Raw genomic sequence first — 11,741 nt, 5'->3', positions numbered from 1 at the left:
CGGGCCGGCGAACGAGACCTGCTTCTTGCGCTTGTCGGTGATCGAGTAGGTGCCGACGTAGTAGTCGATCTCACCGCCGGCGATCGCGGTCTCGCGGTTCGCGGACGGGATCTCCTTGTACTCGATCTTGTCGGGGTCGAGCCCGAGACCGGCCGACACCATCCGGGCGACCTCGATGTCGAACCCGCAGCGCTTGCCGCTGGCGTCCTTGTAGCCGAGGTTCGGCTGGTCGGCCTTGACGCCGACGATGACGTTGCCGCGGGCCTTCGCCTTGGTGAAGGTCGGGCTGCCGGCCACGGCGACGCCGGTCGCGGTGGTGAACTTGTGCAGGTTGCCACAGGAGTCGGACGTGTTGCCGCCGCCACCGCCGGAGGCGCTCGGCTCGTTCTTGCCACAGGCGGCCGCGGTCAGCGCGAGGGCTGCGACGCCGACCGTGGCGACGAGGGTGCGCATTCTCATGATCTGGATTTCCCCTTCGTTTCGTTACTGGGCACAGCTGCGGGCGGTGCGACTGAGCGGGTCAGTGCTTGAGGATCTTGCCCAGGAAGTCCTGGGCGCGCTTCGACGTCGGACTGGTGAAGAAGGTCTCCGGATCGGATTCCTCCACGATCTCGCCGTCGGCCATGAACACCACCCGGTTCGCCGCGGTCCGGGCGAAGCCCATCTCGTGGGTCACCACGACCATCGTCATGCCCTGCTTGGCGAGGTCGACCATCACCTCGAGGACCTCCTGGATCATCTCCGGGTCGAGCGCCGAGGTGGGCTCGTCGAAGAGGATCACCTTCGGGTCCATGGCCAGGGCGCGGGCGATCGCCACGCGCTGCTGCTGACCGCCGGACAGCTGGGCCGGGAACTTGTCGGCCTGGCTCGCCACGCCGACCCGTTCCAGCAGTTCCAGCGCCCGCTTCTCGGCCTGCTTCTGGTCGGTCTTGCGGACCTTGGTCGGGCCGAGGGTGACGTTTTGCAGGATGGTTTTGTGGGCGAACAGGTTGAACGACTGGAACACCATGCCGACGTCGGCCCGGAGCTTGGCCAGGGCGCGGCCTTCGCTGGGCAGGGCCTGGCCGTCCAGGGTGATGCTGCCGGAGTCGATCGGCTCCAGGCGGTTGATCGTGCGGCACAGCGTCGACTTGCCGGACCCGGACGGGCCGATCACGACGACGACCTCGCCCTCGTCGATGGACAGGTTGATGTCCTTCAGGACGTGCAGATCGCCGTAGTGCTTGTTGACGCCGGTCAGCGCAACCAGGCCTGTCGCTTTCCGCTTGTCCTGCAGGGTGCCCGAATCGCTCATGGCCAGAACCTAGCGGAGCCGGGGGCCGGGTCGCAGAGGTGGGTGGTACCACGGAGGTAACGATCTGCAATAAAGCCACGCTCCGTGCCCGATCCGTCACCGACCGCGGAAATCGCAGGTTTTCCCTTGTCACCCGCGGTAGGGCGCCGATCACTTCCGCACCGTCGGGGTGGTCGTATGTTCACCCCGGCCCTCCACCATCGCCGACGAGTTCCAGCAGGCGCGCACCGCGCCGGGCGGGATCGTGGCGCCAGGGGCGTACTCGGCCGCGTTCGGCCAGCTCTCCGCGTTGCCGCACACCGCCGGCACCTGGCACGACGTCACCAAGGTGCCGTACAACGCGGACGACGCCCGCTACCGCGACTGGTTCTCCAACTCCAGCGGAGGCGCCGGACACGTGACGGGCCGGATCACCGGCCTGGCCGCCGACAACGCCAACCACGTGTACGCCGCCGGCGCGAACGGAGGGGTGTGGCGCTCCAGCACCGGTGGTGGCAACTGGACCCCGCTCAGCGACTCGCTGCCCTCCCTGAGCCGTGGCGACCTCCAGCTCGCCGGCGACGGCTCGCTCTGGTACGCGACGGGCGAGGCGAACACCGGCGGTACGTCGTACGTCGGATCGGGCGTCTACCGGCTGGCGAACCCGGTGAGCGGCACCTACGCACCGTCCGACCGGGTCGGTGGCAAGGAACTGGAGTCGACGACGGTCGGCCGGCTGCGGTGGGGCGGTGGCCAGGTGTTCGCCGCGACGAACCGCGGCATCTGGTACCACGACGCGTCGACCACCGCGGGTGCCTGGAAGGTCGCGTTCTACCCGAAGAACCCCAAGCACGTGATCGCCGCGATCGGCTGGCGTTCGGGCGACACGTACAACGGGTTCTACGAGACCAACGACTACACGGCTGGTCCGTCGAGCTGGAAGCGGCTCAACGTGGTGCTCGGCGGCATCAAGAACAGTACGGACGTCGGGTACACGACGTTCGCGTTCAGCAAGAACGGCGACCGGCTCTACGCCCTGGTCCAGCAGCCGAGCAAGATCAACGGCAGCACCAGCCTGGCGGGCATCTTCGTCTCCAAGACCGGCAGTCCGTCCGGCCCGTGGAACAAGATCGCCGATCCGCAGATCCTGCACAACAGCGGCTCCGCGCTGGACCGCAAGGGGTACGCCGTCGGCGTGCAGGCCTGGTACAACCAGTTCCTGACCGTTGACCCGGCCAATGCCGACCACGTGTGGGCCGGTCTGGAAGAAGTGTTCGAGACGTCCGATGCCGGGTCGCACTGGTCGGCCGTCGCGCCGTACTGGAACTTCGGCTTCTCCTGCTGGAACCTCGACGACGCCAAGAACAGCTGCCCGATGGCGCCGCACTCCGACCAGCACTCGGTCGCCGTGGGGACGTCGGGTGGTAAGCCGGTGGTGCTCATCGGCAACGACGGTGGCATCTACAGCCGGTCGGCAAGGACACCAAGAACGGTGGCGTGGTGGTGTCCGGCGGTCTGCAGGACAACGGTGTCTCGAACCTGTTCGGCGTCAGGCCGGACGGCAGCAACACCGACACCGAGATGGGTTTCGAACTTCGGCGGTGACGGCGGCGACGGTACGGCGGACCCGGCGAACGGGTGCAACCAGTTGCAGGAGTACGTCGCTCTTGCGGTCAAGATCACCAACAACTGCGCGGTGAACAAAGGCGCGCTGAGCGCGGCGGACGCCACCTCCTGGAGTCTCGACCCCGGCGACCCGGATGCACGGTTCATCGCTCCGATCGCGATCGACTCGTCGAACCCGAACGGGTTCATCGCCGGTGGTCAGTACGTCTACACGTCGGCCAAGGGCTGGGGGATGCGCAGCCCCTCCGAGTGGACGAAGGCGTTCGACCTCGGTGCGGGGCACTCCGCGACGGCGGTCGCGATGCGTGGCGGCACCGGATGGGTCAGCTGGTGCGGGCCCTGCAACAACGCCGGGTTCGCCCGCGGTCTGGCCACCAACGCCGGCGGCACCTGGCACCAGGTGACACTGCCGTCGGACTTCCCGAACCGCTACCTGGCCGGCGTCGGCATCGACCCGGGCAACGGACAGCACGCGTACGTCGCCGTCAACGGCTTCTCGCGGCGGTTCACCGAAGGACCCGGCGCGGGCGTCGGCCACGTCTACGAGACCAGGGACGGCGGCACGACCTGGTCGGACATCTCGGCCAACCTGCCGGACATCCCGACCAGCGCGGTCAAGCAACTGGCCAACGGCGCGCTCGTGGTCGGGTCCGACCTCGCGACCTTCTACCGGGCGCCGGGCGCGACGAACTGGCAGGTGCTGGGCACCGGCCTGCCGACGACGACGGTGATGGACATCGAGTCCGGACCCGACGGCAACATCTACGCGGCCACCCACGGCCGCGGCATCTGGAGCATCACCCCACCCGCCTGACGCACTTGACGCACTGCCGACGGCCCACGCCGACCTCGGCGTGGGCCGTCGACGCGTCCCGAAGCGGGCCATCAGGCCGGACGGTGCGCTCCGCAGCAGCCGCCGGCCGCGAGGGTGGCAGCGGTGGCGGGTTCCTTCACGGCCGCCTCGACGTCGGCGAGCATCCGCTCGCGTTGCGCCGGCGAGATGACCCGGCCGCGGGTCACCACGGTGTTGATCCGGCGGCTGTTCCGGATGTCGGCCAGCGGGTCCGCATCCAGTACGACGAGGTCCGCGATCTTCCCGGCCTGGACCGAGCCGAGGTCCGCGGTCCGCCCGAGGAACCTGGCTGGCTCGACGGTCGCGGCGTACAGCGCCTGTCGCGGGGTGGCCCCGGCGCCGACCAGGTGCTCGAGTTCGTCGTGCAGCGCGAACCCGGGGACGGAGTACGGCGTACCGGTGTCCGTGCCGGCCATGATCGGTACGTCGTGCGCGAACAGTTCCCGGACGAACCGCTGCCGCCACGCCCACATCTGCCGCTGGTGGGAGATCTCCTCCGGGGTGCGGTGCGCGGTGTACATGGTCTGGATCACATAGTCGTACGTCGCGATCGAGTCCTCGCTCAGGTACTTCGCCAGCGCCGGGTCGAGGCTGGTGTAGTCGATCTGGTCGAGGACGTTGTGCATGGTCAGGGTCGGCGTCACCCGGGTGCGGTTGCGGCGGAGCGTGGCGAAGACGTCGGCGGCGCGGGCGGGGCTGTACGTGTTCGCGGCGATCCATTCGATCGGGTGCATTTGCCGGAACCACGCGTTGTAGTCGCCGTTCGCGACTTTGATCGCGAGCACCATCCGCCGTACCTCGGCCTCCCGGCTGGACACCGCCAGGCCGAGCGAGTGGATGTGCTCGATGCTGCGCTGGCCGCGGTCGCTGACCTCCTTCGAGGTGACCTTGTCGGGTCCGTGGCCATGCACGGTCAGGCCGACCCTGCGAGCCTCGTCGATGACCGCCAGCCAGGACTCCCGGCTGAGCCGCGAGTACACCTTGACGAAGTCGGCGCCCTCGCCCTTGACCCGGCGTACGGCGGCCCGCGCGTCGTTGGCGCCGTCGACCACGATCACCTTGATCAGGTTCGGGTCCCACAGCGTCGGGTCGCCGTCGATGATGTTGCTGGCGACGACCATCCGCGGGCCGAGGAGCGTGCCGGCCTCGATCCGGTCGCGCCAGCCGTACAGCTCAGGGTTCGTACCGGACATCTCCCGGACCGTGGTCAGCCCGTTCGCCAGGTACAGCGGCGGCGAGACGCGCTCGTCGCCGAGGCTGTGCACGTGCATGTCGGCGAGCCCCGGGATGACGTACTTCCCGGGCAGCTTCACCTCCACCGCCCCCGGCGGCGCCGGAAACCGCCCGACCCCGACGATCCGGTCACCACTGATAAATACCGTCTGAGAGGTCTCCCGGCGCCCGGTACTGACGTCGATGACCGTGACACCGGTAAGCGCGGTGAGCTTCGCGGATTGCGCCCGGGCCGCTGAGGCCGCGGAGGTCGTGCCGAAGGTGCCACCGGCGACGATCGCGGCACCGGCCGCGGTACGGGCGAGAAACTGACGACGAGAACTGTTCATGCCCCTCACTATTGTATGTGCGGGGTGCGCCGGTCAGGGGTGTCAGGCAGCTGGCCCAGGTAGGGAAATGTCTACCGCGGCACGTACTCTTGGTGGCTGTCATGCGTACTTATGAGGTCCGCACCTACGGGTGCCAGATGAATGTCCACGACTCCGAGCGGCTGCGCGGGCTGCTGGAGGATGCGGGCTATGTCCGCGCGCCCGAGGGGGACGACGCCGATGTGGTCGTCTTCAACACCTGTGCGGTCCGTGAGAACGCCGACAACAAGCTGTACGGCAACCTCGGGCACCTGGCGCCGGTGAAGGCCAAGAAGCCGGGGATGCAGATCGCCGTGGGTGGGTGCCTGGCGCAGAAGGACAAGGCGTCCATCGTGCGCAAGGCCCCGTGGGTGGACGTGGTCTTCGGCACGCACAACATCGGCTCGCTGCCGGTGCTGCTGGAGCGGGCGCGGGTCGCCGAGGAGTCGCAGGTCGAGATCCTCGAGTCGCTCGAGGTGTTCCCGTCGACGCTGCCGACCCGGCGCGAGTCGCCGTACAGCGCCTGGGTGTCGGTGAGCGTCGGCTGCAACAACACCTGCACGTTCTGCATCGTGCCGTCGCTGCGCGGCCGCGAGAAGGACCGCCGTCCGGGCGAGGTCCTGGCCGAGGTCGAGGCACTGGTGGCCGAGGGCGTGCTCGAGGTCACGCTGCTCGGGCAGAACGTGAACTCGTACGGCGTGGAGTTCGGCGACCGGTTCGCGTTCGGGAAGCTGCTCCGCGCGTGCGGCGCGATCGACGGCCTGGAGCGGGTCCGCTTCACCTCGCCACACCCGCGGGACTTCACCGCGGACGTGATCGAGGCGATGGCCGAGACGCCGAACGTGATGCCCTCGCTGCACATGCCGCTGCAGTCCGGCTCGGACGCCGTGCTGAAGGCGATGCGCCGCTCGTACCGCCGCGACCGGTACCTGAAGATCATCGAGGACGTCCGTACGGCGATGCCGGACGCGGCGATCACCACCGACATCATCGTCGGGTTCCCGGGGGAGACCGAGGAGGACTTCCAGGGCACGCTCGACGTGGTCCGGCAGGCGCGGTTCGCGGGCGCGTTCACGTTCCAGTACTCGAAGCGTCCCGGGACGCCGGCCGAGTCGATGGCGGACCAGGTCCCGCGCGAGGTCGTGCAGGAGCGGTACGAGCGGCTCGTCGCGCTGCAGGACGAGCTGGCCTGGGACGAGAACAAGGCGATCGTCGGGCGGACCGTCGAGGTGCTCGTCGCGGAGGGGGAGGGGCGCAAGGACGCCAGCACCCACCGGCTCAGCGGTCGCGCGCGCGACAACCGCCTCGTCCACTTCGCGCTGCCGGACGGCGTCGAGCGGCCGCGACCGGGCGACGTGGTCACGGTCGAGGTCACCTACGCGGCACCGCACCACCTGAACGCGGACGTCTTCGGTGCGGTACGCCGTACCCGGGCCGGCGACGCGTGGGAGCGCGCGCAGGACGCCCCGGCCGCCGCGCCCGGCGTGATGCTCGGGATGCCGTCCGTCGGCGCCAAGCCGTTCGAACCGGCAGCCGGCGGCTGCCAGGCCGGATGATCCTGCCGCCCGACGCCAGGCCGTTCGCGGCCGGGCGGGACGCGGACGTGTACGCGATCGACGACGACTGGGTGCTGCGCCGGTACCGCGACGGGCATCCGGTGCGCGACGAGGCCGACTACATGCGGCACGTCGCGAAGTACGGCTATCCGGTGCCGGCCGTCGGTGAGATCAGCGGCGCGGACATCGTGATGCAGCGGATCACCGGGCCGACGCTCGCCGAGTCCGCGATCGGCGGCCGGCTCAGCCCGGCCGAGCTCGGCGAGCTGCACGCCGACCTGCACCGCCGGCTGCACGCGATCCCGGCGCCGAGCGGTACGCCCGGGCTGACCGTCGTCCACGGCGACCTGCATCCGATGAACGTGATCGCGGCGCCGGACGGCCCGATCGTGATCGACTGGCGGGACGCGAAGGAAGGCCCCGCCGAGCTCGACGTCGCGAAGACCGCGATCATCTTCGCCCAGGTGGCGCTGGACCCGGAGTGGGCCGAGCTGTCAAGCCTGCTCCGCGAAGCCCTGGCCGTCTACCTGGCCAACTCCGTCGACCCGGCCCCTGGCCTACCGGCCGCGCTCCGGGACCGCGCCAACAACCCCACGCTCACACCCGCCGAGCTCGCCCTGCTGCCGGCTCAGGAAGCGCTCATCCGTTCCCACCTCTGACCGGCGTACCGAGGAACGGGTAGTGCTCGGCTCGCGGCGCCCGTCTGCCGCTCAGCTCGGCCGCGCCGCGGCGTCCCACCGGGGCCACTACCCGTTCTTCGGTACGACTCACGCGTTCAGAAACTCCCCGGGCTTGAGCGGGCGGGTGACGACTCGCAGTTCCCCGATGTTGCCGGCGAAGCCCTGGTCGACGGTGTCGGCATAGTGGCCGGCGGCAACGAGCCACGGCTTGCCGGCCGTCGCGAGACCGTTCGACGGGGTCGCCGGGTTGCGCAGCAGCTCCGAGGAGTCGACGTACACGACGCTGTGCCGCCCGTCGTTCACGATCGCCAGGTGGAACCACTCGCCGGCGCGCTGCTCGTGACCCCAGTTGGTGAACGTGTCGTTCTTGTCCGCCGGATACACCGCCCACTGCACCTGCAGTCCGCCGGAGAACCCGAGCTTGGCGGCCGGCTCGTCCGGGTCGCTGCCCGTCTTGCCCGCGTCGCGCCCGGTGCCGAGCCGGGTGAACAGGCCCTCCCACGAGTGGTCCTGCCCGTCGTCGGCGAGCTTCACGAACGCCTCGATCGTGTACCCGTTGCGGAACGTCGCCGCATTGAGCGGCGCCCCGTCCACCGTCTTCAGGTACCCGCCGCGCGCCGGATTCTTCCCGCCGGGGAAGGCCCAGCTCGCGTGCCCCGGCTGGTCCGGGTGGTACTCCGCGGACGCGGTCGGCAGGTCGTTGCTGAGCTGCACCCGGATCAGGTCGTTCCCCTGCCCGGACTGGTCGGCCACCTTGTCCGCGACCGGGCCGTCGAAGCGCCAGTACGCCGCCGTACCCGGGATCACGAGCTGCTTGGCCGGACGCGCCGGGCGGACCGGCTCCGGAGCGAACCCGGCGAACCGCCGGGCGAAGTCGATCGGGATCCCGAACCGGTTGGTGTCGTCGCTGAGCTCAATCTCGGCCTCGGCCAGCTCGTTCCGCCGGGCCGGGTCCTGGGCCATGATCCACGGCGAGATCGTCTCGACGTCGATGGTGTTCCGGGCCATGTCGAAGTGGTACAGCCGGACCATGCCGGAGCCGCCGTAGTACCGGTCCTGGTAGTTCGTGAGGTGCAGGTGTACGTCGTTGCCCGCGGCATTCTTCCGGGTGACCCGGCCGGGCGGCCAGTAGTGCCCGTTGAGGGTGAGGAAGATTTGGTCGCTGTCGTCGACGAGCTGGTCCCAGACCCGGGTGCCGTGGTCGCTGAAGTACGCCACCGGGTTGCCGTGGTCGGCGTTCACCAGCTCGTGGATGGTGAGGATCACCGGCAGCTTCGGGTGTGCCTTGATCACCGCGCGGGCCCATGCGAAGCTCGCGTCCGACGGGCGCCAGTCCATTGCCAGCAGCAACCACTGGCGACCGGCGGCGCGGAACACGTGGTACTGGTTGTACCCGTTCGCGGTCGATCCGCCGTACGTCGGCATCCAGCGGAACCGTCGCGGGCCGAACGTGTCCAGGTACGCCGACGGACCGCGGGTGTCGTCCTTCGACCCGTCGATGTCGTGGTTGCCGGCCAGCACGGAGTACGGGAAGCGGGCGCGTTCGAGGATCCGGAAGACCGGGTCCGCCTTCGCGAACTCGCCGGCCTGCGCGTTCTCGACGACGTCGCCGAGGTGCGCCATGAACACGATGTTCTGCTCGGCGCGCTGGTCGATCAGGTACTTGAACGTCGCGGTGAGCGGCGCGGCGTCACCCCGATCCTGGTCGAACTGGTACTGCGTGTCCGGAACGACCGCGAGCGTGAACTGCGGGTGCTCGGTGTCGATGCCGTGCCCTGCCTGCCCCGTGGCCGCGGCGTTTCCGGCGCTGAGGGTGCCCGAGGCGAGCACCGCCCCGGCCCCGATCGCGCCCAGCAACCCGCGCCGGCTCGTACCGCCGTACTGCTCGTCCATCGCCCCACGCTCCCAGTCCGTTGACAACGTCGGAACAGTAGAGCGTGGCGAACGGCCCGACGGTGAACTCAGGCGAAACCTTGGACGATCACCGCGGGAAGCGCTCCGGCCCGCAACGACCCGAGCACCCGTGCCTCGTGCGGCACGAGCGGCTCGGGGAGGTCGTCCAGCGAGTACCACCCGAGCCCGGCCGCCTTGTCCGGCTCCTTGATGCTCGGCTCACCGGTCCACTTCTCGGTCGTGAAGAAGAAGTCCACCCGCTCGTCGATCGGATCTCCGTTCCCCTGGGTCCGATGCATCGCTGTGACCGGCACCAGATCAGCCGGATCGACCTCCACTCCCACTTCCTCCCGCAACTCCCGCACCGCCGCCGCCACCGCCGACTCACCCTGCTCGACATGCCCGGCCGGAACCGCCCAGTACCCGTCCATGTATCCGGTATTGGCCCGCAGCAACAACAACACCTCATCCCCCCGCCGCACCACCACATAAGCCGCCGGCACCACCCGAAACCGATCCATACCCCAAACCCTAAACACCCCGACCGGTGCTGGCAGCTGTGCCTCGTCTGCCGGGCTAGATCGTTTTGGTCATGACGCAGTGGTTTTTGCCTTTGGGGCGTTGGTAGGTGAAGCCTGCTTGTTCGAAGAGGGTGCGGGTGCCGTTGTAGAGGAAGGAGGCGGTGATTTTCTTGCCGGCGGTGTCTAGGGGGTAGGCCTCGAGCAGGCCGCCGCCTGATGCGGTGATCAGGTCGAGGGCGCCGGAGAGGGCGACGGCGGAGACGCCCTGGCGGCGGTAGTTGCGGTCGGTGAAGAAGCACGTCAACCGATAGTCAGGCAGGCGTTCCAGAGCGGCCTCGTATTCCTTGCGGTGGTAGATGTTCGGCAGCTCAGCAGGTGTCCCGTATTCGAGCCACCCAACCGCCCGCTCCCCGTCGAACACCAGCGCCGCATGAGCACGACCCGAGAGGACAAGGTGGTGCTTGACCTCGCGGTTGCTCGACGCGTCGAAGGTCTTCTCGTGGTGCGTCGTCTGGAACCACGTGCACCAGCACCCGCCCCACACCCCGTTGTGCCGCTCCGCGAGGGCGGCGAACGCGTCCCACGTGTCGGGCGACAGCGCCCGGACAGTCAGTCCCTCGACCATGAACGCAGCGTACGACGGCATCCGGACGATCGGCGTCCGCAATTTAAAGGATTGTGTACGTCGACCCAGGCGCGGCGTATTCGACCAGCCCGTCGTACCGCGTCGCCGCCCGCGCGACAGCCTCAGCCGGCGTGATCCCCGGCCCGACATGCGTGACGATCAAGCGGCCCGCACCCGCGGCGGTCAAGCCGGCCTGCTCGGGAGTGTGATGGGTGGGGTCCGGCCCGTCCGCCTCGCAGAGGAGTGCGTCGCAGCCGTCCGCCAGCTCGGTCAGGGCTGCGCACGGAGCCGTGTCGCCGGAATACACAAGGGAACCGCCGCTCTCGACGCGGACCGCGAAGGCGGGCATGCCGTGCTCAACAGCGCGCGATGTCAACCGCACAGTCCCAACAGTTGCCGAATGCCCGTCGGAGAGTTCGGTGATCGCGAACGCGGACTCGATCGGGCTTCGGGTCGGCCCGTTGGTGAGGAAGCCGGCGAGACGGTCCGCGATACCCGGTGGGCCGTACAGCGGGATCGGTGCGGGCAGGGTCAGGTCGGCGTACAGCGCGCCGTAGTACGCCGTCAGCAGGTCGGCGCTGTGGTCGGCGTGCAGGTGCGAGATCCAGATCGCGTCGAGCTCGTCCAGCCGGGTGTGGCGTTGCAGCGGGCCGAGGGTGCCGGTGCCGGCGTCCATCCAGATGCGCGTGTCGCCGGCGGTCACCAGGTAGCCGGAGCACGGGTTGTCGGCGGACGGGTACGGCGTCGCGGATCCGAGGACGGTCAGCCGGAGGTCGCTCATGGCCGCGATCGTAGGCGGTCAGCGGCGGTACTTCTCCGGCGGCTCGGTCGGGTCGACGAAGCGCAGGGTCTGGCTGGACTCGAACCAGTGCTGGATCAGCTCGAGGCTGCCCGCGGGCGTGAGCTCGTCGGCGTGGTCGAGCAGGCCGCGGCGGCGCAGGTCGCTCAGTACGCCGGAGCCGTGCTCGATGCCGAGCTGTCGGGGGAGCGGCTTGCGGGCGGTCAGCGCGAGCGACAGCGCCTGCATCGGAACGTTGCCCGAGACAACGGAGTACGCCTCGTGGAAGAGCGTCGCGTCCCACTTCACCCGGGCCTGCAGGTACAGGCCGGAGTAGTCGTCGAACAACAGCAGGA

General features: G+C 69.3%; 11 protein-coding genes. 3 read left to right on the top strand and 8 right to left on the bottom strand.

The annotated features are described in order from the left end of the window. Both VFF46_RS28120 and VFF46_RS28115 read right to left on the bottom strand, forming a co-directional pair. Positions 1–459: transporter substrate-binding domain-containing protein (locus VFF46_RS28120; protein WP_325040235.1), on the bottom strand; the 459-nt coding region annotated here is incomplete at its 3' end. Positions 460–520: 61 nt separating this feature from the next. Beyond that, positions 521–1,294, bottom strand: coding sequence for an amino acid ABC transporter ATP-binding protein (locus VFF46_RS28115; RefSeq protein ID WP_325040234.1), 774 nt, complete (start codon positions 1,292–1,294; stop codon positions 521–523). A gap of 169 nt (positions 1,295–1,463) precedes the next feature. Here VFF46_RS28115 and VFF46_RS28110 point away from each other — a divergent pair, with 169 nt between their 5' ends. Further along, on the top strand, positions 1,464–3,713 hold the full coding sequence (locus VFF46_RS28110; protein ID WP_325040233.1) for a hypothetical protein: 2,250 nt from the start codon (positions 1,464–1,466) through the stop codon (positions 3,711–3,713). A gap of 71 nt (positions 3,714–3,784) precedes the next feature. On the opposite strand, the gene VFF46_RS28105 is transcribed toward VFF46_RS28110, so the two are convergent. Beyond that, positions 3,785–5,314: an amidohydrolase family protein gene (locus tag VFF46_RS28105; RefSeq protein ID WP_325040232.1), complete on the bottom strand. Its 1,530-nt coding sequence runs from the start codon at positions 5,312–5,314 to the stop codon at positions 3,785–3,787. 101 nt (positions 5,315–5,415) lie between these two features. Between VFF46_RS28105 and miaB the strand changes: the two genes are divergently transcribed. Both miaB and VFF46_RS28095 read left to right on the top strand, forming a co-directional pair. Continuing rightward, positions 5,416–6,888 carry a tRNA (N6-isopentenyl adenosine(37)-C2)-methylthiotransferase MiaB gene (gene miaB / locus VFF46_RS28100; protein WP_325040231.1) on the top strand — a complete coding sequence of 491 codons (1,473 nt, stop codon included), beginning with the start codon at positions 5,416–5,418 and terminating at the stop codon, positions 6,886–6,888. Continuing rightward, complete coding sequence (locus VFF46_RS28095; protein WP_325040230.1) at positions 6,885–7,547, top strand: phosphotransferase; 663 nt, start codon at positions 6,885–6,887, stop codon at positions 7,545–7,547. Before miaB ends, VFF46_RS28095 begins: the two co-directional genes overlap by 4 nt. 108 nt (positions 7,548–7,655) lie before the next feature. Here VFF46_RS28095 and VFF46_RS28090 read toward each other — a convergent pair whose 3' ends face one another. The 5 genes from VFF46_RS28090 to VFF46_RS28070 all read right to left on the bottom strand — a co-directional run. After that, positions 7,656–9,488, bottom strand: a complete 1,833-nt coding sequence (locus VFF46_RS28090; RefSeq protein WP_325040229.1) for a LamG-like jellyroll fold domain-containing protein — start codon at positions 9,486–9,488, stop codon at positions 7,656–7,658. 41 nt (positions 9,489–9,529) lie between these two features. Beyond that, positions 9,530–9,982, bottom strand: coding sequence for an NUDIX hydrolase (locus VFF46_RS28085; protein WP_325040228.1), 453 nt, complete (start codon positions 9,980–9,982; stop codon positions 9,530–9,532). 55 nt (positions 9,983–10,037) lie between these two features. Further along, a complete protein-coding gene (locus tag VFF46_RS28080; protein WP_325040227.1) occupies positions 10,038–10,607 on the bottom strand; it encodes a GNAT family N-acetyltransferase in 570 nt (189 codons plus the stop codon). A gap of 43 nt (positions 10,608–10,650) precedes the next feature. Beyond that, on the bottom strand, positions 10,651–11,388 hold the full coding sequence (locus VFF46_RS28075) for an MBL fold metallo-hydrolase (protein WP_325040226.1): 738 nt from the start codon (positions 11,386–11,388) through the stop codon (positions 10,651–10,653). Positions 11,389–11,406: 18 nt separating this feature from the next. Next, positions 11,407–11,741, bottom strand: a 335-nt coding sequence (locus VFF46_RS28070) for a hypothetical protein (RefSeq protein ID WP_325040225.1), incomplete at its 5' end; no start/stop codon positions are given.

Source organism: Kribbella sp. (genome assembly GCF_035655035.1).
Lineage (GTDB): Bacteria > Actinomycetota > Actinomycetes > Propionibacteriales > Kribbellaceae > Kribbella.
Note: the sequence above shows the minus strand (reverse complement) of the source record. Positions and strands in the feature narration are given on the sequence as shown.